Origin of the sequence: Diaphorobacter sp. JS3051, from assembly GCF_015832135.1 — a bacterium.
GTDB classification, from domain to species: Bacteria; Pseudomonadota; Gammaproteobacteria; order Burkholderiales; family Burkholderiaceae_C; genus Diaphorobacter; species Diaphorobacter nitroreducens.
Genome location: NZ_CP065406.1, coordinates 1,654,178 through 1,677,943, shown reverse-complemented (window position 1 = coordinate 1,677,943; position 23,766 = coordinate 1,654,178). Strand labels below are relative to the sequence as shown.

The 23,766-nt window shown below is 69.8% G+C and carries 18 protein-coding genes and 1 pseudogene; 8 read left to right on the top strand and 11 right to left on the bottom strand.

Annotated features, from left to right (window positions below):
* Positions 1–38: 38 nt before the first annotated feature.
* Both I3K84_RS07960 and I3K84_RS07955 read right to left on the bottom strand, forming a co-directional pair.
* Positions 39–899: a ScpA family protein gene (locus tag I3K84_RS07960; protein WP_172208288.1), complete on the bottom strand. Its 861-nt coding sequence runs from the start codon at positions 897–899 to the stop codon at positions 39–41.
* 75 nt (positions 900–974) lie between these two features.
* Positions 975–1,178, bottom strand: a complete 204-nt coding sequence (locus tag I3K84_RS07955) for a DUF3460 family protein (RefSeq protein WP_015914130.1) — start codon at positions 1,176–1,178, stop codon at positions 975–977.
* Between the two features lie 144 nt (positions 1,179–1,322).
* On the opposite strand from I3K84_RS07955, the gene bamE reads away from it, so the two are divergent.
* Together bamE and I3K84_RS07945 are read left to right on the top strand one after the other, a co-directional pair.
* Positions 1,323–1,823 (top strand): outer membrane protein assembly factor BamE, encoded by a 501-nt coding sequence (gene bamE, locus I3K84_RS07950; RefSeq protein ID WP_011806588.1) that lies wholly within the window; start codon positions 1,323–1,325, stop codon positions 1,821–1,823.
* Positions 1,824–1,972: 149 nt separating this feature from the next.
* Entirely contained in the window at positions 1,973–2,659 is a 687-nt protein-coding gene (locus tag I3K84_RS07945; RefSeq protein WP_011806587.1) for a YitT family protein, read from the top strand.
* A gap of 119 nt (positions 2,660–2,778) precedes the next feature.
* Here the strand turns inward: I3K84_RS07945 and I3K84_RS07940 are convergent, their stop codons facing one another.
* From I3K84_RS07940 to I3K84_RS07930, 3 genes are all read right to left on the bottom strand, one after another.
* Positions 2,779–4,446, bottom strand: coding sequence for an acetolactate synthase large subunit (locus I3K84_RS07940; protein ID WP_196995872.1), 1,668 nt, complete (start codon positions 4,444–4,446; stop codon positions 2,779–2,781).
* Between the two features lie 72 nt (positions 4,447–4,518).
* The gene (locus tag I3K84_RS07935; protein WP_196995871.1) at positions 4,519–5,667 is read right to left on the bottom strand and encodes an L-lactate dehydrogenase; all 1,149 of its coding nucleotides are present in this window, start codon (positions 5,665–5,667) and stop codon (positions 4,519–4,521) included.
* On the bottom strand, positions 5,664–7,277 hold the full coding sequence (locus I3K84_RS07930) for an FAD-dependent oxidoreductase (RefSeq protein WP_196995870.1): 1,614 nt from the start codon (positions 7,275–7,277) through the stop codon (positions 5,664–5,666). The genes I3K84_RS07935 and I3K84_RS07930 overlap by 4 nt, the downstream gene beginning before the upstream one ends.
* Positions 7,278–7,392: 115 nt before the next feature.
* Between I3K84_RS07930 and I3K84_RS07925 the strand changes: the two genes are divergently transcribed.
* Positions 7,393–8,406 (top strand): AraC family transcriptional regulator, encoded by a 1,014-nt coding sequence (locus tag I3K84_RS07925; protein WP_231403435.1) that lies wholly within the window; start codon positions 7,393–7,395, stop codon positions 8,404–8,406.
* Between the two features lie 48 nt (positions 8,407–8,454).
* On the opposite strand, the gene I3K84_RS07920 is transcribed toward I3K84_RS07925, so the two are convergent.
* From I3K84_RS07920 to mnmH, 5 genes are all read right to left on the bottom strand, one after another.
* A complete protein-coding gene (locus I3K84_RS07920) occupies positions 8,455–8,727 on the bottom strand; it encodes a hypothetical protein (RefSeq protein WP_231403434.1) in 273 nt (90 codons plus the stop codon).
* 56 nt (positions 8,728–8,783) lie between these two features.
* Complete coding sequence (metG, locus tag I3K84_RS07915) at positions 8,784–10,850, bottom strand: methionine--tRNA ligase (RefSeq protein ID WP_196995868.1); 2,067 nt, start codon at positions 10,848–10,850, stop codon at positions 8,784–8,786.
* 59 nt (positions 10,851–10,909) lie between these two features.
* Positions 10,910–12,142: a patatin-like phospholipase family protein gene (locus tag I3K84_RS07910; protein WP_196995867.1), complete on the bottom strand. Its 1,233-nt coding sequence runs from the start codon at positions 12,140–12,142 to the stop codon at positions 10,910–10,912.
* Between the two features lie 29 nt (positions 12,143–12,171).
* On the bottom strand, positions 12,172–12,741 hold the full coding sequence (locus I3K84_RS07905; protein WP_015914120.1) for a restriction endonuclease: 570 nt from the start codon (positions 12,739–12,741) through the stop codon (positions 12,172–12,174).
* Positions 12,742–12,907: 166 nt separating this feature from the next.
* On the bottom strand, positions 12,908–13,957 hold the full coding sequence (mnmH, locus tag I3K84_RS07900) for a tRNA 2-selenouridine(34) synthase MnmH (RefSeq protein ID WP_196995866.1): 1,050 nt from the start codon (positions 13,955–13,957) through the stop codon (positions 12,908–12,910).
* Positions 13,958–14,085: 128 nt separating this feature from the next.
* On the opposite strand from mnmH, the gene selD reads away from it, so the two are divergent.
* From selD to apbC, 3 genes and pseudogenes are all read left to right on the top strand, one after another.
* Positions 14,086–15,156 (top strand): selenide, water dikinase SelD, encoded by a 1,071-nt coding sequence (selD, locus tag I3K84_RS07895; RefSeq protein ID WP_172208246.1) that lies wholly within the window; start codon positions 14,086–14,088, stop codon positions 15,154–15,156.
* Positions 15,153–16,202, top strand: a pseudogene (locus I3K84_RS07890) (tellurite resistance/C4-dicarboxylate transporter family protein); the annotation flags it as partial. The gene selD and the pseudogene I3K84_RS07890, both read left to right, overlap by 4 nt.
* A 100-nt stretch (positions 16,203–16,302) precedes the next feature.
* Complete coding sequence (gene apbC / locus I3K84_RS07885) at positions 16,303–17,394, top strand: iron-sulfur cluster carrier protein ApbC (protein WP_196995865.1); 1,092 nt, start codon at positions 16,303–16,305, stop codon at positions 17,392–17,394.
* A gap of 21 nt (positions 17,395–17,415) precedes the next feature.
* Here the strand turns inward: apbC and pstS are convergent, their stop codons facing one another.
* Complete coding sequence (gene pstS, locus I3K84_RS07880; protein ID WP_135149076.1) at positions 17,416–18,531, bottom strand: phosphate ABC transporter substrate-binding protein PstS; 1,116 nt, start codon at positions 18,529–18,531, stop codon at positions 17,416–17,418.
* Positions 18,532–18,880: 349 nt separating this feature from the next.
* Between pstS and I3K84_RS07875 the strand changes: the two genes are divergently transcribed.
* Together I3K84_RS07875 and fdhF are read left to right on the top strand one after the other, a co-directional pair.
* Positions 18,881–20,866, top strand: coding sequence for an NADH-ubiquinone oxidoreductase-F iron-sulfur binding region domain-containing protein (locus I3K84_RS07875; protein WP_196995864.1), 1,986 nt, complete (start codon positions 18,881–18,883; stop codon positions 20,864–20,866).
* The gene (fdhF, locus tag I3K84_RS07870) at positions 20,863–23,754 is read left to right on the top strand and encodes a formate dehydrogenase subunit alpha (protein ID WP_196995863.1); all 2,892 of its coding nucleotides are present in this window, start codon (positions 20,863–20,865) and stop codon (positions 23,752–23,754) included. The genes I3K84_RS07875 and fdhF overlap by 4 nt, the downstream gene beginning before the upstream one ends.
* Positions 23,755–23,766: the final 12 nt, after the last annotated feature.

Here is a 23,766-nt window from a genome sequence, read left to right as displayed (position 1 = left end):
CCGCAGCCACCCGGCCGTGGCGAGGGGGATGGGGGCGATCAGACAGGCGTATAGGCCAGGCGCACGTAGATGGGTGCGAACGCCTCGGCCTGGGTGATCTCGATGAGGGTTTCCTTGGCCAGCTCCAGCAGCGCGATGAAGGTCACCACGAGCACGGTGCCGCCCTTCTCGGGCTGGAACAGTTCCTCGAATTCCACGAAGCGCCGGCCCTGCAGCGCCTTGAGCACATGGCTCATGTATTCGCGCACCGAGAGTTCCTCGCGCGTGATCTTGTGGTGCTGCACCAGCTTGGCGCGCTTCAAGATGTCGCGCCAGGCTTCCTGCAGGTCGGTCAGGCTCACGTCCGGAAAGCGCGGCTGCAGGCTCTGCTCGATGGTGACCTGCGCGCGGAGGAAGTCGCGGCCGTACTGCGGCACCTGGTTCAGGCGCATGGCGGCCAGCTTGATCTGCTCGTACTCCAGCAGGCGGCGTACCAGTTCGGCGCGCGGGTCCTCGGGCTCGGCGCTGCCTTCCTGCTTCTTGGGCGGCAGCAGCATGCGCGACTTGATCTCGATGAGCATCGCCGCCATCAGCAGGTACTCGGCCGCCAGCTCCAGGTTGCGGCTGCGGATCTCCTCCACGTAGCCGAGGTACTGGCGCGTGACATCCAGCATGGGGATGTCCAGGATGTTGAAGTTCTGCTTGCGGATCAGGTACAGCAGCAGATCCAGCGGGCCTTCGAAGGCCTCCAGGAACACCTCCAGCGCGTCGGGGGGGATGTACAGGTCCTGCGGCAGCGCGAACAGGGGCTCGCCATACAGGCGCGCCAGCGCCACCTGGTCCACCACCTGCGGCAGGCCGTCGCCAGAGGCCGGCGGCGCACCGTCGGCGGCAGTCGCGGTGAAACGCGGGGCGGCCATGGAGCTTACTATTTATTCAATAGCTTCCAGCGCTTGCTGCATGGGCGCTGGAGCCTGATTTGATGTGTAGCGCGCTCAGGAGCGCGACTGGTACACGTAGGGCTGCTGGGGGATGCGCCCGGCGTTGTAGTCCTGCCAGGCATCGTGGTCCACCTGCTTGTCCCACAGCAGGGCGCGGCCGGCCTGCTGCTGGGCATCCAGCTCGGGCTTCTGGGCCTTGAGCTGCTTGATGAACTGGGTGGTGTCGGATTCGTAGTCGGGGCGGCGAAAGAAGGACATGGTGCGGTGCGTGAGCCTCTTGGTAACCGCGCATTTTAGCCCCGGCCCCTGGGCGACGGCCCGTGCGGCAGGCCCGCGGACGCTCTACAGTGCAGCCTGTGCGCCGCGACCGGGCGGCCGATCACCATGAGGATGGACCTACCGATGGCTTTACACCACTGGCTCAAGGGCGCGGGCGCCTCCCTGCTGGCCGTGCTCACCCTGCTGGCGGGCTGCGACGAGCAGCGCATCCGCGAACTGGAAGAAGGCGTCTCCACCGAGCAGGACGTGCGTGCGCGCTTTGGCGAGCCCGAGCAGGTCTGGCAGGAGGCCGACGGCTCGCGCACCCTGGAATACAACCGCCAGCCGGCCGGGCGGCGCAACTACATGATCACCATCGGCACCGACGGCAAGATGAGCGCGCTGCGCCAGGTGCTGGCGCCGCACCACTTCGCCAAGGTGCAGCCCGGCATGACGCAGGAGCAGGTGCGCCGCCTGCTGGGCAAGCCCGGCAAGCAGGTGACCTATGAGCTCAAGCAGGAGACCGAGTGGGACTGGCACTGGACCGACGCCCCCGCGCAGGAGAAGCTGTTCACCGTGGTGTTCGGCGCCGACGGGCGCGTGCTGCGTGCGGCCAGCACCGAGAAGCTGCACGACGGTCCTTGAGCCGATCCTGGGCCGCCTCCTTGGAGCCGCCCTGAAATGCGCGAGCGGGGAGGGACGGGCGCGGGCGCCCAGCAGACCTAGGGTTTTCCATGAGATGATTGCGCCCCGGCGCCACCAGCGCCGCCCGCAGGATGCTCAGGAACCACACCATGGCCAGCCGCACCGCACACACTTTGCACGCCCAATCGTCTCTTTCCGCACTCGCGCCCGCTGGCGCGGCGCACGTTCCCTCTTCCAACGCCACCCTGCGCCACGGCCCGTTCGAGGACGCCCAGGCGCTGTTCGCCGGCTCGCTGTTCGTCGGGCTGGCCATGCTCATGTACGCCCAGGCCGGGCTGCTCACGGGCAGCACGGCGGGGCTGGCGTTCGTGCTGCACTACGCCACGGGCTGGTCGTTCGGCGCGGTGTACTTCCTCATCAACCTGCCGTTTTACTGGTTTGCCTGGCGCCACCTGGGGCGCGCCTTCACGCTCAAGACCTTCGTCTGCGTGGCCATGCTGTCGCTGGTGATGGTGCTGGCGCCGAACGTGTTCCACATCGACTACCTGCACCCGGCGTTTGCCGCGGTGGCCGGAGGGTTGCTGATGGGCACGGGCGTGCTGTTCCTGGCGCGCCACCAGTCCAGCCTGGGCGGCGCGACCATCGTGTCGCTTTACGCGCAGCAGCGCCACGGCATACGCGCGGGCAAGGTGCAGTTGGGCATCGACTGCTGCGTGGTGCTGCTGGCGCTGTGCGTGGTGCCGTGGCAGCGCGTGGCCTGGTCGGTGCTCGCCACGGTGGTGATGTGCGTGTTCCTGTGGGTCAGCCACCGGCCGGGACGCTACCAGGGCGGTTGATGCCGTTGATATGAAAAAGTGAGCTGCTCGCGCTTGTCTGGCAAGCGCTAGAGTCCGAAATCATTCATATAAAGAAAGCCCTGCGGTGCAGGGCTTTCTTGCGTGGGGGCTCGGCCGCCTCACGGCGCGATCTTGCGCTTGAGCGCGCGCGCCACCTGCGGCGGCAGGCTGGGCAGGGCGCGCAGCAGCCAGGGCAGCACCTTGCGCTTCGGGCCGGCGAGCGACTCGGGCACCAGTGCTTCGATCAGGTGCGGCCCGGGGTGCGCCAGCGCGTATTCCAGCGCCTGGCAGAAGTCCTCGGCCGTGCTGGCGCGCACCGCATGCACGCCCATGCCCTGCGCGAGCTGGGCGAAGTTGAGTACCGGGCCCTTCAGATCGAGCTGCGACTTGGCCTTGGGGCCCGCTTGCTCAGCGCCCACGCGCTCCAGCTCCACGTTCAGCACCGAGTAGCTGGCGTTGTTGAAGATGACCGACACCACATGCAGGTTCTCACGCGCCATGCTCCACAGCGCCTGGAGGGTGTACATCGCCGTGCCGTCGCCGATCAGTGCGATCACCGGGCGGTTGGGGCAGGCGATGGCCGCGCCCACGGCATTGGGCAGGCCCTGGCCGATGGCGCCGCCGGTCAGCGTGATCAGGTCGTGGCGCGGGCAGCCCGCCGTCATCACGCCCAGCATCAGGCCGGAGGTGATGGCCTCGTCGATGAGGATGGCGTTCTCGGGCAGCAGGTGGCCCACGGCCTTGCACACTTTGGGCGCGGTGAGCGGCCCGCGCGGGCGGCCGGGGCGCTGCGCCAGGGCCAGGGGCGGCTGCGTGGCGCTGGCGCCCAGCGCGGCGGCCAGCTTGTCCAGGCTCGCCGCTGCGTCCTGCGCCGGGCTGCACAGGGTGTGCACCGTGCAGCCCGTGGGCACCAGGTCGCTGGCCTTGCCGGGGTAGGCGAAGAACGAGACGGGCGACTTCGCATCGACCAGCACCAGGTGCCGCGCGCCCGCCAGTTGCACGCCGGCCAGCTCGGCCAGGTAGGCCACGCGCTCTACGGCGGGCAGGCCCGCGCCGCGCTCCATGCGGGTGGGAAACACCTCGGCGAGCAACTGCACGCCGCTGTGGGCCGCAATGCGCGCGGCGCTGCGCAGCGCCCCCTCGCGCAGCGCGTGGCCGCCCAGCAGCAGCACGGTCTTCTCACCCGCGCGGATGGCCTGCATGAGGGTCTGAGCCAGGGCCTGCACCGCCTCGTCGCTGGCGGCGACGGGCGCGGGCAACGCCGGGGGCGGGCAGGGCTGGCCGCCCTCGCCCCACGACACGTCGGCGGGCAGGACCAGCGTGGCCACCTGGCCCGGCAGGCCGCGCGCGGCAGCAATGGCGTCTGCCGCGTCCTGGCACAGGGCCGCAGTGCTTTGCGCTGTGCGCACGAAGCCGGGCGAGACGTTGCGCGCCACGGTCTCGACGTCCGACTGCAGCTGCGCGTCGTACTGCGTGTGGTACGTGGCGTGGTCGCCCACGATGTTGACCACCGGCACCTTGCCCTTGCGTGCGTTGTGCAGGTTGGCCAGGCCGTTGCCCAGGCCGCAGCCCAGGTGCAAGAGCGTGGCGGCGGGCTTGCCGGCCATGCGCGCGTAGCCATCGGCCGCGCCGGTGGCCACGCCCTCGAACAGCGCCAGCACGGCGCGCATGCGCGGCTCGCTGTCCAGCGCGGCGACGAAGTGCATCTCGCTCGTGCCAGGGTTGGTGAAGCAGACCTCTATGCCGGCATCGGCCAGAGTTTTCAGCAGGGCTTGTGCGCCGTTCATGGGAATCTCCTTGCTTCTTTATTCATAGCTGCTTGCGCTTGATGGGTAAGCGCTGGAGCCGTTTTTTTGTCATCAATCCGTGTCGAGGTGCTGGGGGCCGATGTCGGCCACGCGCGTCACGCCCGCCAGCGTCATTGCCAGCAGCAGCTCGCGCTGCCACTGGGCCAGCAGGGTGCGCACGCCCGCCTCGCCCTGCGCGGCCAGCGCCCACACCCAGGGGCGGCCGATGAGCACACCGCGCGCCCCCAGGGCCAGGGCCTTGAACACATCCACGCCGCTGCGCACGCCGCCGTCCACCAGCACCTCAGTCTGCGCGCCCACGGCCTGGGCGATGGCGGGCAGCTTGGCGGCGGTGGAGGCCACGCTGTCGAGCTGGCGCCCGCCGTGGTTGGAGACGACGATGCCGTCCGCGCCCACCTGCACGGCGGTCTGGGCGTCCTGCACGTCCAGAATGCCCTTGAGCAGCAGGCGGCCCTTCCATTGGCCGCGCAGCCAGTCGATGTCCTGCCACGTCACGCTGGGGTCGAACTGCGCGTCCACCCAGGCCTTGAAGGCGCCCAGGTCGCGCGCGCCGGGCACCTGCGCCGTCAGGTTGCCAAAGCGCAGCGGCTGGCCGCGCAGCGCGACGTCCCGCACCCAGCCGGGGCGCGCCAGCACCTGTGCGGCGCGGATGAGCGCAGGGCGCGCGCCACTCGCGGCCATGCCGTGGCGGATGTCGCGCAGCCGCATGCCGGGCAGGGGTAGGTCGACGGTGAAGACCAGCGTGCGGCAGCCGGCGGCCCAGGCACCGTCCAGCAGCGCGCGCACGGCGCCGCGGTCGCGCAGCATGTAGAGCTGGAACCAGGGCGGCGCGCCGGCTGCGGCCGCCACCTCGGAGATGGGGCAGATGCCCACGGTGGAGAGCGTGAATGGCACGCCCGCCGCGTGTGCCGCGCGCGCGGCCTGCGCTTCGCCCCGGCGCGCGGCCATGCCCGCCAGGCCGATGGGTGCCAGCGCCAGCGGCAGCGCGCAGGGCTGGCCGGCCAGGGTGGCGCGGGTGTCCACCTGGGCCACGTCCACCAGCACGCGCTGGCGCAGGCGCAGGGCGGCGAAGTCCTGCACGTTGGCGGCCAGCGTGCGCTCGCCGCTGGCGCCGCCGTCGATGTAGTCGAACAGAAAGCGCGGCAGGCGCTGCGCTGCGAGGCGGCGCCAGTCGGCGACCGATGCGGGGTAGCCCCTCATGCGCCGGCCCTCCCGGTGATGGCGCGCGCCGCTGCGCGTGCGGTGAGGATGCAGCCGGGCAAAAAGGTGCCTTCCAGCGAGCGCTTGCCGTTCGCACCGCCGCCGCCAAAACCTGCCGCCTCGCCCACGCAGTACAGGCCGTCGATGGGCTGGCCTGCGCCGTCGAGAACGCGGCTGTGCAGGTCCGTTTGCAGCCCGCCCAGGCTTTTGCGCGTAATGAGCTGCATCTGGATGGCGATGAACGGCCCCGCGCCGGGTTGTTGCAGCGGCGCGGGTGCGCAGGTGCGCAGCCGGTCGGGGCCCCACTGGCGCGCGTGCAGGATGCGGCGGATCTGGTCGTCGTTGTGCAGCTTGGCGCCGTGGGCGAAGTTGGCGTCGAACGCGTCGGCCGTGGCCTGCAGCACATCCGGGCGCACGTCGAGCGAGGCGGTCAGCGCGTTCATCTTCGCGGCCAGCCCGGCCAGCGTGTCGTCCACCAGGAAATGCGGGCTTTGCCGCTGCATCTGGCGCACTAGGCGGTGGTTGCCCAGCAGCGTTTCCTTGAGGAACTGCGGGAATTGCCTGTCGCGGATGCGCTGGTTGTGCTCGGCGCCGGAGATGGCGAACTCCTTGGCCGCGATGCGCCAGTTGAGCAGGTGCCAGGTCCAGGGCTTTTCCTGCGCGGCCACACGCTGGCACAGCCAGTGCGTGTCGAAGCCGGTGACCAGCGGCGCGGGGCCGATGCGCTCGCCCCGGTGGTTCAGCCACAGCGCCGACTTGCACGGAATGGCCGACAGGCCGTGCCCGTCGAAATGCGGGAACGGGTGTGGAAAGCCCGCCGCGTAGTTCCACATCTCGCCCGCGTGCGTGATCTGCGCGCCCAGGCGGGCGGCGTGGCGGTGCAATTTGCCATCGGCGAAGGGGTGCGCACCGTTGAGCATGGCGGCGGGGCGCGGCCGGCCTTGGGGCCAGTTGGCACGGGTCTCCTCGTGCCCGCCGTTGATGCCGCCCATGGCCAGCACCACCACCGGGGCGTGCAGGCGTACTTCCTCGCCCGTGGCTTCGTTCACCGCCACGGCGCCGGCGATCCGTCCGTCCTGGTGGTCCAGTGCCGTGGCGCGGCGGCCGTGCAGCAGTGTGAGCCTGCTGCCTTCACCCGCACGCCGCAGCGCCGCGATCAGGCACCGCGTGAGTTCGCGCGAGGTGCCCCAGACGATGTGGTAACGCGGCAGGCTGTTGCCCTCGCCGTTCAATCCACGCTCCACCCAGTTCACCGCGGGCATGAACTTCACGCCCTCCTGCAGCAGCCAGTCGTGCACCTGCGCGCGCGAATGCTCCACGTAGTGGCGCGCCCAGGCGCGGGGCCAGTGGTCGTCAGCGTCCAGCTCGCCAAAGCGCAGCCAGTCGGCCAGCGCACGCTCGGGCGTGTCGGGGATCTTCATCTTCGCCTGCAGCGGCGTGCCCACCAGGGCCATGCCGCCAAAGGCCCACAGCGCCAGGCCGCCGAAGCGTTCGGGCGTGTCGCGGTCCACCAGCGTGACGCGCTGGCCCGCGCGCAGCAGCTCCAGCGCGGCCACGATGCCGGCCAGACCGCCGCCAATGACGACGGTGTCGGAATGTTGGGTTGCCATGCGGCTGTCTCCTTGCGCGCTCTGTGTGGCGCACTGCCGGCCAAGATAGCGGCATATCATGGCGCGGCATAGACTTTGGAGGCCACAGAAATTGACCTTGCAGGCCAGCGTTTCGATGAGTTGGGTGAACACCGTGCTGGCCGCCGCCGAGCGCGCGGGCGTGGCGCGCGAGCGCCTGCTGGCGCAGGCGGGCATCGTGCCGGCCGAGCTGGCGCACGAGCGCTGGCCCATTGACCACATCACGCGGCTGTGGCGCGCAGCCGTGCACTGCACGCAGGATTCGGGTTTTGGCCTCAAGGTGGGGGCACAGGTGGGGCCGGGCAGTTTCAATGTGGTGAGCTACCTGCTGCAGTCCGCGTCCAGCCTGCGCGCGGCCATTGCCGCGGTGCAGCAGTACCAGCGCCTCATCAGCGACGGCGGGCGTTTCCAGATGATCGCGGGCGAAACCGCCAGCTGGGTGGTGTACCACCCGCGCCAGGGCGCGCTGGCATTCAGCCCGCACCAGATCGAGGCGGTGCTGGCCGCGGTCGTGGCGTTTGCGCGGTGGGTCACGGGACAGGTGGTGCGTCCGCGGCAGGTGCAGTTCAGCCAGGCACGCATCGGGCCGCTGGCGGGTTACCGCGAGGCCTTCGGCTGCGCCGTGGAATTCGAGCAGGCCTTCAGCGGCGTGCTGCTGGACAACGCGCTGCTGGACGCGCCGCTGCCCCAGGCCGACGAGCAGCTCGCGCGCCTGCACCGCGAACATGCGACGACACGGCTGGCGGCACTGTCAGCGCCGGCCGACCTTGCACAGGCGCTGCACGCATGGATGGCCGATCAATTGCAAGCGCCGCTGCACGGCAAGGCCCCCGAGCGCGCCCAGGCCGCGGCAGCGCTGGGACTGAGCGAGCGCACCCTGGCGCGACGCATGCAGGCGCTGGGCTTGAGCTACACCGCCGTACTGGACGCGGCGCGGCACCAGGCCGCACTGCACGCGCTGGCGCAGGCGGACCGCCCGCTGGGCGAGATCAGCCAGTCGCTGGGGTTCGCGGAGCCCAGCGTGTTCAACCGGGCCTTTCGCCGCTGGACAGGCTGCACACCGGGGCTGTGGCGGCAGGCCGCGCGGCCACCGGGCGAGCCCTCGGCGTGACCGTGTGTCCGTCCTGTGGCGGGTGCCGCCAGGCTACGCGCGCAGCGGCTACGGCAGCGCCTCAGGCGTGGGTGCCGCCTGCTCCTGCGGCGGGGCATCCGGCAGCGGCTGCGGTGCGCCGCCTTCGCGGTAGCGGATGGTGATGCCGCTGTGGTCTTCTTCGTCTTCGGTCATCGCGTCATAGGCCTTGCCCACGCCTTTACCGACAACCTTGGCCGTGCCCACGGCGGCGTCGGCCGCCAGCCCCACGGCGGTCGCCGTGACACTGACGGCGGCTGCACCCACCGCCACCACCGTGCACCCCGAAAGCAAGGCGCACAAAAAAACCCCTGCAGCCGCAAGGCGCAGGGGCTGGCGCGATCGCCGAGGCTGGGGCATCAGTGGATGCGCATGCCCGGCTGCGCACCGGGGAAGGGCTCCAGTACGAAGATGCCGGGGTGCGACTTCTCGTCGGCGTGGCTGGCGGCCAGCACCATGCCCTCGCTCAGGCCGAACTTCATCTTGCGCGGCGCCAGATTGGCCACCATCACCGTGAGCTTGCCCTGCAGGTCCTCGGGCTTGTACATGCTGGCGATGCCGCTGAAGACGTTGCGTGTCTGCCCTTCGCCCACATCCAGTGTCAGGCGCAGCAGCTTGGTGGAGCCTTCCACGGCCTCGCATTTCACGATTTTCGCGATGCGCAGATCCACCTTGGCAAAGTCGTCGATGGTGATCGTCGGGGCGATTTCCTCTCCGCCGGGGATGACCTTTTCGACTGCGGGAGCCGGCGGCTCGAACAGCGCGTCCAGTTGCTCCTGCGTCACGCGCTGCATCAGGTGCTGGTACTGGCCGATCTGGTGGCCGGCGCCCAGGGGCTGGGCCACTTCGGCAAACTGCTCGGGCGGCACGATGAGAAAGCGGGCCACCTCGGCCGCCACCTGCGGCAGGATGGGCTTGAGGTAGATCGTCAGGATGCGGAAGGCCTCGATGCAGGTGGTGCAGACGTCCTGCAGGCGCGCCTCCATGCCCTCCTGCTTGGCCAGCTCCCAGGGCTTGTTGGCGTCCACGTAGCTGTTCACGCGGTCGCACAGCAGCATGGTCTCGCGCACGGCGCGGGCCGTGTCGCGCGCCTCGTAGGCCGCAACGATGGGGCCGGCCTGTTCGCGCAGCTGCGCCAGCAGCGCCTGGCCATCGGCGCTGACTTCGCCCAGCTTGCCGCCGAAGCGCTTGAAGATGAAGCCCGCGGCACGGCTGGCGATGTTCACGTACTTGCCGATCAGGTCGGCATTCACGCGGGCCATGAAGTCTTCGGGGTTGAAGTCGATGTCTTCGTTCTTGCCGTTGAGCTTGGCGCCCAGGTAGTAGCGCAGCCACTCGGGGTTCATGCCCAGGGCCAGGTATTTGAGCGGGTCCAGCCCCGTGCCGCGGCTTTTGCTCATCTTCTCGCCGTTGTTCACGGTCATGAAGCCGTGCACGCAGATCTTCGTGGGCGTCTTGCGGCCGCTGAACTTCAGCATGGCGGGCCAGAACAGCGTGTGGAAGGTGATGATGTCCTTGCCGATGAAGTGGTACTGCTCCAGCTGCGGGTCGGCCATGTAGGCGTCGTAGTCCTCGCCGCGCTTGTTCAAGAGGTTCTTGAGCGAGGCCAGGTAGCCCACGGGGGCGTCCAGCCACACGTAGAAGTACTTGCCCGGCGCATCGGGGATCTCGATGCCGAAATAGGGGGCGTCGCGGGAGATGTCCCAGTCGTCCAGACCTTCGCTGGTCGTGCCGTCGGGATTGGTGCGCGTGCCGAACCATTCCTTGATCTTGGCGGCCACCTCGGGCTGCACATGCTGGCCGTTCTGCGTCCACTCGGTCAGGAACTCCACCGCGCGCGGGTCGGAGAGCTTGAAGAAGAAGTGCTCGGAGGTCTTGAGCACCGGCTTGGCGCCCGACAGCGCCGAGTAGGGGTTGATCAGGTCGGTGGGCGCGTAGACCGAGCTGCAGACCTCGCAGTTGTCGCCGTACTGGTCCTTGGCATGGCAGCGCGGGCACTCGCCCTTGATGAAGCGGTCGGGCAGGAACATGTTCTTCTCGGGGTCGAAGAACTGCTCGATGGTGCGCGTCTCGATGAAGCCGGCGGCCTTCAGGTCCAGGTAGATCTGCTGGGACAGCTCGTGGTTCTCCGGGCTGTCGGTGTTGCTCCAGTTGTCGAAGGCGATGTGAAAGCCATCCAGGTATTGCTTGCGCCCGGCGGCGATGTCGGCCACGAACTGCTGGGGCGTCTTGCCCGCCTTCTCGGCGGCAATCATGATGGGCGCGCCATGGGCGTCGTCCGCGCCGACGAAATTGACCGCGTTGCCCTGCATGCGCTGCGCGCGCACCCAGGTGTCGGCCTGGATGTACTCCATGATGTGGCCGATGTGGAAATTGCCGTTGGCATACGGCAGGGCGGTGGTGACGAAGATCTTGCGTGCGGTCATCGGGGGCGGCTCTCCAGTCGCCTCGGGTTTCGAGGCGCAACCCTCGATTTTAGGGCGTGTCAGTTCCGCGGCGCCCGCACGGGATTGCCGTGGTCCTGCCAGCCGAAGAAGGCGCAGATCTCGCTGCGCCGCGCCATCGCGTCCCCGTGGCCCAGTGCCATGAGCTCTTGCGTGTAACCCCGCTCGAACAGCAAATAGCTGGCCAGCGCGCCGGTGCCCGCGTCAGGCCGGTCGGCGCGCACGCCCAGCGCGCTGAGCAGGGTGCGGATGGTCCCCGGCAGGTCGCACACATGCCGCGCCGCCATCTCGTCCAGGTTGCGCGAGGGGGCGAACACCAGCAGCTCCAGCGGCCGCAGCGGGCTGTGGCTGCGCGCCTCGGGCGGAATCAGCGCCAGCGTCTGGTTGATGCGCTGGGCGCGCTCGATATCCACCGACAGCGCATCCAGAAAGATGTTGGACAGCGTGTGGCCCGCCACCTGGGCCAGCGCCGGGTAGGGCTGCTGCGTGCCAGCCATGCAGGGGCGCGGCGGCTCATAGGTGCGGCTGGTGCCCACCACCAGCAGGCGCCGCGCACCCAGGTGGATGGCGGGCGCCAGCGGCGCGGTCTGGCGCATGGAGCCGTCGCCGAAGTATTCGGTGTGCCCGTCGATGGCCAGTGGCGCTGCCGGGAACATGAACGGAATGGCCGACGAGGCCAGCAGGTGGTTGCGCGTGATGGGGCCGCGCGCGGATTTGCGCAATGAGCGTACCCAGGGCTCCTGGGCGTCTCCGGCGTCAAAGAACGCCACGTGCTGGCCCGAGCTGTAGCTGGACGCGGTCACCGCCAGGGCGCGCAGGTGGCCCGCGCGGATCAGCCGCGGCACGCGCGCCAGTGGCACCAACTGGTCCAGCAGTTGCGCGAGCGGCGCGTTGTCCAGCAGCGAGTGCGGGCGCATGCGGCTCCAGCGGGTGAGGGCCCAGCCCAGCGACAGCAGCGTGAGCCAGCGTGCGCCGCTGCGCATCACGCTCAGGGAGTCGGCGCGGTACACCTGTCGGGCATGGAACTGGGTCCACACGCGCGCCAGGCGCCGCACCGTGCGGTCGAACTGGTCCGCGCCACAGGCCATGGCCGCCGCGTTGATGGCGCCGGCCGAGGTGCCGGTGAGGATGCCGAATGGCCCCGGCCCACGCCGCTCGCCGCAAGCCAGCCGCAGGTCGGCAATCGCCTGCAGCACGCCCACCTGGTAGGCGGCACGCGCGCCGCCGCCCATCAGCACCAGGCCGGTGTGCGCAGGGGCAGGGGAGTGGGTCATGGAGCCACGCGGCTTGGGTTGCGCTTTTTTTAACCTGCGGGCGTGGCCTTGAGCAGCAGGGCAGCCAGGGCATCGCCCTCCAGCAGCACCACGCCATGCTCGCGCGCAAAGCTGCGTGCGGTCTCGCTCACGGTGCCGGTCAGCGCCACGTACACGGCCTGCGCGCCTTGCTGCTGCGCTTGGGCGTGCAGTTCACGCAGGGGTTCCACGCCATGCGTGGCGGCCTTCCAGCGGCGTGCGGCCACCAGCACCGCGCGGTCACCCTGCGTGATGCGCAGGTCCGCGTGCAGGCCGGCCAGGCGCTGCACCTCGTGCCCCTCGGTGCGCCATGCGCGCTCCAGCGTGTTGGCGAAATCCTTCCACGGCATGGCGGCAGCGGCCTGCAGGGCGCCCTGAACGCGCGCGGCGCTGGGGGCACGCCACTGGCGCCACGCGGCGATGCAGCCGATCACGGCGATCGGCAGCGCGCCCATGGCGGCGAACGGGGCGATGTCCCTCGGCAGCAGTGCGCCGCAGACGAGCACGATGGCGGCGGCGATGGCAAAGCTCACCCACCAGGGCGAGCGCAGCAGGATTGCGAAGCCCGAGTTCGGGGCCATCTTCAATTTCACAAAGGAGTCCTTGAGGAATGAGGTGGGTTTGAGCCTAGCCGAAGGCGGCGTGTTCCCGTACGAATCGCCGGGATTTCATGTGCGCGAGAGGGTTTCAAAAATGATAGCTGCTTGCGCTTATCCATAAAGCGCTGCAGCCTGATTTGATGCCAAACTATTCCAGCGCCAGTACGGCCTGCGCCACGCTGGCGATGCCCTCGGGCGACAGGTCCGGCGCGCCCACGCGCTGGCGTGTCTCCCAGTGCATGAAGTTGCGCGCCTGCGAGCGTCCGTAGTGCGGGTCGTAGTGCAGCAGCATCAGCTCGGCGAACAGCGCGGACAGCTCCCCCGCCCGGGCCCAGGCCTGCCAGCGCTGCACGACTTCCTTGCCCTGCAGCTCGGTGAGCGTGCCCAGGCGCTTGGCCAGTGCATCGGGGTCGTCGCCCAGGTAAGCGTAGTCGCGCAGCAGGTAGGCCAGGCGCTCTTCGGGCGTGGCTTCGATCTCGATGCACGCGGCGGCGCGCAGGCGTTGCACCAGCGGCACGGGTACCGTGAGGCGGCCGATGCGCGCGCTCTCACCCTCCACATACACGGGGCGGGACAGGTCCAGCGCCTCCAGTGCGGTGGCGATCTGTGTCTCGAAATTCTTTTGCGACGGCTGGGGCACGCCCGGCAGCGCGCCGAGCAGTGAGCCCTTGTGGCGGGCGCAGTGCTCCAGGTCCAGCACCTGCGCGCCCATACTGGCCAGTTGCTGCAGCACGCGCGTCTTGGCGCTGCCGGTGGCGCCCACCAGCACGCGCAGCTCCAGCTGCGGCACCAGGGTCTCGATCTGCGTCATCACATGGCGGCGAAAGGACTTGTAGCCGCCGGCGAGCTGCTGCGCGTCCCAGCCCACCAGGCGCATCCACTGCACCATGGAGCCGCTGCGCATGCCGCCGCGCCAGCAGTAGACCAGCGGGCGCCAGTGCGCAGGCTTGTCGGCGAAATGCGTGCGCAGGTGGTGCGCCAGGTTGGCCGCCACCATGGCCCCGCCCACGCGGCGCGCCTCGAAGGCGCTTTGCTGCACGTAGATGGTGCCGACGATGGCGCGCTCCTCGTCGTTCAGCACCGGGCAGTTGATCGCGCCGGGGATGTGGTCCTCGGCGTATTCGGCGGGCGAGCGCGCGTCGATGAGGGCGTCGAACTGGTGGCGGTCTTCGGGACGGATGGGGCGGTGGTGGGACACGGGAATGCAGTGCTGAACAAAGCCGGGCAGGTGCGAATCTGGGATGATGCGCGCGGCGCGCCCGCGGCACACTTTTTTGCGTCGGGGCAGGCGCCATTGTCCGTCACCGCGCTTTTTCCCTGTTTGCCATGAATGCTTCCGCCCCCACCGCCGCCCCTTCCCATCCGCGCCTGACCTCGCTGTCGCATGGCGGCGGCTGCGGCTGCAAGATCGCGCCGGGCGTGCTGTCGCAGATCCTGCAGCAAAGCGGCGCGGGCGCCGTCATGCCGCCCGAGTTGATGGTGGGCATCGAGACCTCGGACGACGCGGCCGTGTACCGCCTGAACGAGAGCCAGGCGCTGGTGGCTACCACGGACTTCTTCATGCCCATCGTGGACGACCCATACGAGTTCGGCCGCATCGCTGCCACCAACGCACTGTCCGACGTGTACGCCATGGGGGGCAAGCCCATCATGGCGCTGGCGCTGGTGGCCATGCCGGTGAACACGCTGCCGCTGGACGTGATCGGCGCCATCGTGCGCGGCGGGCAGGACGTGTGCCGCGCGGCGGGCATCCCGATCGCGGGCGGCCACACCATCGACTCGGTCGAGCCCATCTACGGCCTGGTGGCCATGGGCCTGGTGCACCCGGACCGGGTGCGCCGCAACGCCGGCGCCCAGCCGGGCGACGTGCTGGTGCTAGGCAAACCGCTGGGCGTGGGCGTGTATTCGGCCGCGCTGAAGAAGGAGCAACTGGCCGACGCCCACTACCGCGAGATGATTGCCGCCACCACGCGCCTGAACACCCCCGGCCCGCTGCTGGCCGAGCTGCCCGGCGTGCACGCCATCACCGACGTGACGGGCTTCGGCCTGGCTGGCCATGCGCTGGAGGTGGCGCGCGGCGCGGGCGTTACGGTGCAGATCGACTGGGCGCGCGTGCCGCTGCTGCCCGGCGTGGCGGACCTGGCCGCGGCGGGCTTCGTGACCGGCGCCAGCGGCCGCAACTGGGCCGGCTATGGCGACGGCGTGGCGCTGTCCGCCGGCCTGCCAGCCACCGCACAGGCGCTGGTGACGGACCCGCAGACCTCGGGTGGCCTGCTGGTGGCCTGCGCGCCGGACAGCGTGCAGGACGTGCTCGCGGTGTTCGCGCGCGAGGGCTTCGCGCAGGCGGCGGTGATCGGCAGCGTGCAGGCGGGGCCGGCACGGCTGGAGCTGCGTTGAACACGCCGCCGGGGTCGCCGCCGCAGCTGGCTACTCCGGCGGGGCAGGGGGGATTGCGCGAGCTGTCGCCGGCCTACTTCGGCCTGGTCATGGCCACAGGCATCGTTTCACTGGCTGCGGACATGCTGGGCCATCCCCTGCTGGCGCGCGCGTTGCTGGTCCTGAATGCCGTGCAGTACGTGGTGCTGTGGGTCTTGTATGTACTGCGGGCCTGGCGCTATCCCCGGCGTTTCTTTGGCGACATGGTGGACCACGCGCGCGGGACCGGCTACTTCACCATGGTGGCTGCCACGGGCATCCTGGCCAGCCAGTGCATCGTGCTGCTGGGCCATGTGCCGCTGGGCTTCGCGCTATGGGCGCTGGCGGCGCTGCTGTGGCTGGTGTTGACCTACACCATCTTCACGGCCTTCACCATCCGCCGGGACAAGCCCCCGCTGGACCGGGGCATCAGCGGTGCCTGGCTGCTGGCCGTGGTGTCCACGCAGGCGCTGGCCGTGTCCAGCGCCCTGCTGGCCGCGCGCATCGGCCAGCCGCTGCGGCTGGAACTCAACCTGCTGGCGCTGTCCATGTGGCTGTGGGGCGGCATGCTCTACATCTGGATGATGGCGCTGATCTTCTACCGCTACCTGTTCTTTCCCTTCTCACCGGGCGACTTGTCGCCGCCGTACTGGATCAACATGGGGGCCATGGCCATTTCCACGCTGGCCGGCTCGCTGCTGATCCTGAACGCGCCGCAGGCGCCGTTCCTGGTGTCGCTGCTGCCGTTCCTCAAGGGCTTCACGGTGTTCTACTGGGCCGCGGGCACCTGGTGGATTCCCATGCTGGTGCTGCTGGGCATCTGGCGCCACGGCGTGCGCCGCTTTCCGCTGCGCTACGACCCGCTGTACTGGGGCGCGGTGTTTCCGCTGGGCATGTACGCGGCCTGCACCTGGCAGATGGACCAGGCCATGGCCTTTGGCTTTCTGGATGCGCTGCCCCGGCTGTTCTTTGCCGTGGCGCTGCTGGCCTGGCTGCTGGCGTTCATCGGCATGCTGCGCATGCGTGGCGCGCCAGCTGCGTGGGCTGTAGGCAAACAAAGGCACAGGCGCGCCAGTGCCAAGGCCGCTTGGCTAGACTCCGGCTTTCTCTTCAGCAAACCACACAACCATGGCACTCACAGAACAGGCATTGTTGGCGGCGATCGCCGGCGTCCAGGATCCGCACACGGGCAAGGACTTCGTGAGCACGCGCGCGGTGCGCAATGTGCAGATCAACGGCGGCGATGTCGCCTTCGACGTGGAGCTGGGCTACCCCGCCAAGAGCCTGGTGCCCGAGTTGCGCCGCCAGTTCATCGCCGCTGCCAAGGCAGTGGCGGGCGTGGAGAACGTGTCGGTCAACATCAACACCAAGGTGATCGCGCACGCGGTGCAGCGGGGCGTACAGCTGCTACCGCAGGTGAAGAACATCATCGCCGTGGCCTCGGGCAAGGGCGGCGTGGGCAAGAGCACCACGGCCGCCAACCTGGCCCTGGCGCTGGCCGCTGAAGGCGCCCGCGTGGGCGTGCTGGATGCCGACATCTACGGTCCCAGCCAGCCCATGATGCTGGGCATCAGCCGCCGCCCGGAGAGCGAGGACGGCAAGACCATGGAGCCGCTCGAGAACTACGGCGTGCAGGTCATGTCCATCGGCTTCCTGGTGGACCAGGACGAGGCCATGATCTGGCGCGGCCCCATGGCTACGCAGGCGCTGGAGCAGCTGCTGCGCCAGACCAACTGGAAAGACCTGGATTACCTCATCATCGACATGCCGCCGGGTACGGGCGACATCCAGCTCACGCTCTCCCAGCGCGTGCCCATGACCGGCGCGGTGATCGTCACCACGCCGCAGGACATTGCGCTGCTGGACGCCAAGAAGGGCATCAAGATGTTCGAGAAGGTGGGCGTGCCCATCCTGGGCATCGTGGAGAACATGGCCGTGCACGTGTGCAGCAACTGCGGCCATGTGGAGCACATCTTCGGCGCCGACGGCGGCAAGAAGATGGCCGCCGACTATGGCATGGACTACCTGGGCGCGCTGCCGCTGGACATGCACATCCGCCTGCAGGCCGACAGCGGCAAGCCCAGCGTGGTGGCCGACCCTGACGGCGAGGTCGCGCAGATCTACAAGAAGGTGGCGCGCGATGTGGCCGTGAAGATCGCGCAGCAGGCCAAGGACTTCTCCAGCAAGTTCCCCACCATCTCGATCAGCAAGAACACCTGATCTGCCAGGGCGCGTTGCGGCTCAGCGCAGCGCGAGCCGCGCGCCCGCGCCTTCCTCTGCTCCGCCCATCACGGGCAGCGGCTTGCCGTCCGGTGCGCGCACCGTGCTCAGCAGCGCCACCACGCGGGCCTGCGTCTCGGCGGGCAGTGGCGCAAAGCCGGTGCCGGCCACCGCGCGGTCGCCCATCAGGAACGAGCGATAGAAGAAGTTGAGCGCGCGTGCCGTGCGCTCGGGCGCGGCGGGCTTGCTGTTGATCACGATGTAGGTGGCCGACACGATGGGCCAGGCCATGGGGCTGTCCACGTCCACCAGCGGCGGCGCGTTCAGGCCGTCACGAAACAGGTTGGCGCCGCGCACGGCGGCGCGGTAACTCGCCAGCGAAGGGGTCACCCATTCGCCGCGCCGGTTGCGCAGCGCGACGGCGGCGGGACCGTCGCCCACCACATAGTCCGATGACACGTAGCCCAGGGCACCGGCGGTGGCCTGCACCGCCGCCACCATCTTGCTGGAACCCTCCACGGCCTGGATCGCGCCGCCGGCGGGCCAATTCGCACGTCCGTCCTTGAGGGGGATGGCGCTGTCGTCCGCGGCCGCGGCCAGCCGCAGGTAGGCGAGCAGCACTTGCGTGGTGCCCGAGCCGTCGGCCCGCACGACGCGCGTGATCGGCAGGTTGGGCAGCTTCAATTCAGGGTTCAGCGCGGCAATCGCCTTGTCGTTCCAGTGGTCGATGCGTGCGGCGAAGATGGCGGCCAGCACGTGCGCATCCAGGCGCAGCCGCCCGCTGGCTACGCCCGGCAGGTTCACGACTGGCACCACACCGCCCACCAGCGTGGGGAACTGGATCAGGTGATGCTGGGCCAGTTCCTGCTGCGACAGGGGAATGTCGGTGGCGCCGAAGTCGACCTGCTGCGCCTTGATCTGCTGCACGCCTTGGGTAGAGCCGACGGCTGCGTACTGGACCTTGGTGCCGCGCTCCTGCGCATAGTGGCTGGCCCACTGGGCATACACCTTGGCAGGAAAGGATGCGCCCGCGCCACGCAGGGTGATGTCTTGGGCCAGTGCGGGTGCGGCCAGGCCGAGGCTGACCAGCGCGGGGGCGGCGATCAGCGCGATACGCGATCGGAAAGTCGTTTGCATAGCGAGAAAGCGTCGGAAAGAGTGGTAGGGCAGGGCCCGCATGCGCCGCAATCCAGGGGTGCGGCGGCGGGGGCCTTCAGGGCCGGGCGGGAGCCAGGAGCGGAGCGCGGCTTTGAAGGGCGCGAATCTTACCGGCCTTTGCAAGGAGGCAGGACGGCTGGATGAAATGCCATGCAGCGGGAGCGGTATGGGGCCAAGGTGCCAAGGGCATGCGAAGTGCCTGCAAGCGAGGGCGGGCGGTGTGCCGGACAGCAGGGCCCCGCCTCAGTCCTGCCAGGTGGGACGGCGTGCATTGACGCCGCGGGGGGGGCGGCGCACACTGCCTGCGCTTCCTTTTCCCCGCGATTCCATGATCTCCCGACCCGAATTCACCGCCGTGCCCGTGGCCACGGCAGACGATCTGCGCGAGCGCCTGCGCCGCAAGGCCCACCTCAAGGGCCGCCAGCCCGAGGCCTCTGCCCTGGCCGAGGTGCAGGCGCTGATCGGCGCGCGCCCGCCCGAGGGCTATGCGCGCGACCGGCTTATCGAGCACCTGCACCTGATCAACGATCGCCACGGCGCGCTGTACGAGCGGCACCTGGTGGCGCTGGCGCGCCTGATGAACCTGCCCATGGCCGAGGTGTACGAGGTGGCAAGCTTCTACCACCACTTCGAGGTGCTGCGCGACGCCGCCGGGCCGCCGCGCCTGGTGCTGCGCGTGTGCAACGGGCTGTCCTGCTGCATGGCGGGGGCCGACGCGTTGCTGGCCGAACTGCCCGGGCGGCTGAGCGCCGCGGGCCATGGCGACGTGCGTGTGCAGGCCGCGCCGTGCGTGGGCCGCTGTGAGCAGGCGCCTGTGGCCGTGGTGCACCAGTGCCCGGTGCCGCGTGCCACGCTGGGGGCGGTGCTGGAGCAGGTCGATTTGATGCCGGATCGGGCTCAGGCCCAGCACCCTCAAGCGCCGACAGCTCCTGTTTTTGAAGCGCTGCCGCAAACGGCGATCACGCGCGGGCCGGAGGCGGTCGCGCCGCCGTGGGTGGGATTGGCCGCCTATCGGGCGCGCGGCGGCTATGCGTTGGCCGCCGGCCTGGCGCAGGGGCACGTGCCAGCCGACGGCGTGCTTGCGGCCATGGAGAACTCAGGCCTGCGCGGCCTGGGCGGTGCGGGTTTCCCGGCGGGGCGCAAGTGGCGCATCGTGCGCGAGCAGGCGGCCCTTGCCGGGCGCCAGGCCGCCCCGAGCGAGGCAGCGGCCCCCTCGGCGGGCAGCGGACCACGCGAAGCCGGGGAGCGTGGGGGCGTGGCCCTCATGGCGGTGAACATCGACGAGGGTGAGCCCGGCACGTTCAAGGACCGCACTTACCTGGAGCGCGACCCGCACCGCTTCCTGGAGGGTGTGCTGGTGGCTGCACAGGTGGTGGGCACCGCAGAGGTGTACATCTACCTGCGCGACGAATACCACGGCTGCCGCGCCCTCCTGCAGACAGCGATTACCGAACTGCAGGCCGACCCGCCGTGCGCCTTGCCGCGCATCAAGCTGCGCCGCGGGGCAGGCGCCTACATCTGCGGCGAGGAGTCCGCGATGATCGAGAGCATCGAAGGCAAACGCGGCGAGCCGCGCATGCGCCCGCCCTATATCGCCCAGGTGGGGTTGTTCGGCCGGCCCACGCTGGAGCACAACTTCGAGACGCTGTACTGGGTGCGCGACATCGTGGAAAAGGGCCCCCAGTGGTTTGCCAGCTTCGGCCGCCATGGACGCAGGGGGCTGCGCAGCTTCAGCGTGAGCGGGCGGGTGAAGGAACCCGGCGTGAAGCTGGCGCCCGCGGGCATCACGCTGCGTGAACTGGTGGATGAATACTGCGGCGGCATGGCCGACGGGCACGTGCTGTATGCCTACCTGCCCGGTGGCGCGTCGGGCGGCATCCTGCCGGCGCGGCTGGCCGATGTGCCGCTGGACTTCGACACGCTGCAGCCGCACGGCTGCTTCATCGGATCGGCGGCCGTGATCGTGCTCAGCCAGCACGACCGCGCGCGCGATGCGGCGCTGAACATGATGCGTTTTTTTGCGCACGAGAGCTGCGGCCAGTGCACGCCGTGCCGCGTGGGCACGGCCAAGGCGGCGCAGCTCATGCAGGCGCCGCTGTGGGACGAGGACACGCTGGACGACCTGGCGCAGGTGATGGCCGACGCTTCCATCTGCGGGCTGGGGCAGGCGGCACCCAACCCGATCCGCTGCATCCACAAGTACTTTGCGCATGAGGTGGGCGAGGGCCCCTGGCCCGGCGACCTGCCGCTGCCGCGCGGCGGCGTGCGCACCGAGCGCATCCCGCCCGCCGCAGTGCCGGAGGATCGCCCATGAGCGCCGCACCGCACACCGGCGCAGGCGCCGTGCCGTTCGAGCTCGACGGCGAACTCTTGCAGGCCCTTCCGGGCGAAACCCTGTGGCAGGCCGCGCGCCGCCACGGCGTGCAGATCCCCCACCTGTGCCACACCGATGGCCTGCGGCCCGACGGTAACTGCCGCGCCTGCGTGGTGGAGATCGAAGGCGAGCGCACGCTGGCGCCCAGCTGCTGCCGCGCGCCCACGCCCGGCATGCGCGTGCACGCCCAGAGCCCCCGCGCGCTCAAGAGCCAGCAGATGGTGCTGGAACTGCTGCTGTCCGACATGCCAGAGACCGGCTACAAGTGGAACGACGCTGCAAAAACAATAGCTGATAGCGCTTGCCAGGAGAGCGCTGGAGCACAATTTGACCAAGTACCAACGCCCCCGGGGCAGCATGGCGAGTTGAGCGCCTGGGCCGATGCGCTGGGCGTGGCCGTGCGCCCCGCACTGGCCGCACTGCGCCGCGCGCAGCCCGCGCCCGACCTGAGCCACCCGGCCATGGCCGTGCACCTGGACGCGTGCATCCAGTGCAACCGCTGCGTGCGCGCCTGCCGCGAGGAACAGGTCAACGACGTGATCGGCTATGCGCTGCGCGGAGCCGACAGCAAGATCGTCTTCGACCTGGACGACCCCATGGGCGCCAGCACCTGTGTGGCCTGCGGCGAATGCGTGCAGGCCTGCCCCACGGGCGCGCTGAGTCCCAAGACCCACATCGGCCCGCAGAAGGTGGACCGCACGGTGGACTCGGTCTGCCCGTTCTGCGGCGTGGGCTGCCTCGTCACCTACCACGTGAAGGACGAAAAAATCGTGCGCGTGGACGGCCGTGACGGCCCGGCCAACCGGGGCCGCCTGTGCGTGAAGGGGCGCTTTGGCTTTGACTACGCGCACCACCCGCAGCGCCTCACGGTGCCGCTGGTGCGCAAACCTGGCGTCCCCAAGGACTGGCAGGGCGCGGTGAGGCCCGAGGACTGGCGCGAGGTCTTCCGCGAGGCGACCTGGGACGAGGCACTGCAGCGCGCCACAGGCGGACTGCGTGCGCTGCGCGATGCGCACGGCCCCAAGGCGCTGGCGGGGTTTGGCTCGGCCAAGGGCAGCAACGAAGAGGCCTACCTGTTCCAGAAGCTGGTGCGCACCGGCTTTGGCAGCAACAACGTGGACCATTGCACGCGCCTGTGCCACGCCTCCAGCGTGGCGGCGCTGCTGGAGGGCGTGGGCTCGGGCGCGGTGAGCAACCCGGTGAGCGACGTGGCGCATGCCGAGGTCATTCTGGTGATCGGCTCCAACCCCACATCCAACCACCCCGTGGCCGCCACATGGATGAAGAATGCCGCCCGGCGGGGTGCAAAGATCGTGCTGGCCGACCCGCGCGTGACCGACATCGGGCGCCACGCCTGGCGCGTGCTGCAGTTCCGGCCCGACACCGATGTGGCCGTGCTCAACGCGCTGATTCACACGGTGATCGAGGAGGGCCTGGCCGACGAGGCCTTCATCCGTGACCGTGCGCTCAACTACGAGGCCCTGCGAGAGAACGTGCGCGCCTACAGCCCTGAGGCCATGGCGCCGCTCTGCGGCATTCCCGCGGACACGCTGCGTGAGGTGGCGCGCGCGTTCGCCACGGCCAAGGCTTCGATGATCCTCTGGGGCATGGGCGTGAGCCAGCATGTGCATGGCACCGACAACGTGCGCTGCCTGATTGCCCTCGCCACCGTCACCGGGCAAATCGGCCGGCCCGGCACGGGCTTGCATCCGCTGCGCGGCCAGAACAACGTGCAGGGCGCAAGCGACGCGGGCCTGATCCCGATGATGTTCCCCAACTACCAGCGCGTGGACAACGCCGAGGCGCGCGCGTGGTTCGAGCAGTTCTGGGGCTTGCCGCTGGACGACGCGCCGGGTTACACCGTGGTCGAGATCATGCACAAGGCCCTGGCCGATGAGGCCGACCCGCACAAAGTGCGCGGCATGTACATCATGGGCGAGAACCCGGCCATGAGCGACCCTGACCTGAACCATGCGCGCCAGGCGCTCGCGCGCCTGTCGCACCTCGTGGTGCAGGACATCTTCCTGACCGAAACCGCCTGGCTGGCCGACGTGGTGCTGCCCGCCAGCGCCTGGCCCGAGAAGACCGGCAGCGTGAGCAACACCGACCGCATGGTGCAGCTGGGCCGGCGCGCGCTCACGCCACCGGGTGAGGCGCGGCCCGACCTGTGGATCGTGCAGCAGATGGCGAAGGGCATGGGCCTGGCCTGGGACTACGAGGGCGCAGAAGCTGGCGTGGCTGCCGTCTACGAGGAAATGCGCCAGGCCATGGCCGGCGCCATCGCGGGTATCAGTTGGGACCGGCTGGAGCGCGAGTCCAGCGTGACCTACCCCTGCCTCTCGGCCGAGGATCCGGGCCAGCCCATCGTATTCACCGAGCGCTTTCCCACCCCCATGGGCCGTGTGACGCTGGTGCCGGCCGACATCATCCCGGCCGACGAGCGGCCCGATGCCGACTACCCGCTGGTGCTCATCACGGGCCGCCAGCTGGAGCACTGGCACACGGGCAGCATGACGCGGCGATCGGCCGTGCTGGACGCCATCGAGCCGCACGCCACGGCCTCGCTGCACGGCGACGAACTGGCGCGCCTAGGGCTGGCGCCGGGCGACTGGGCGGCGATCCGCTCGCGCCGCGGTGCCGTACAGGTGCGTGTGCGCCGCGACGACGGCACGCCGCGCGGTGCGGTGTTCATGCCGTTTGCCTATGTGGAAGCGGCGGCCAACCTGCTCACCAATGCGGCGCTGGACCCGTTCGGGAAGATCCCCGAGTTCAAGTATTGCGCCGTGGCCGTGCGGGGCATTGCGCCGCCGCAGGGGCAGGGCGGCTGACTCCGGCGTACA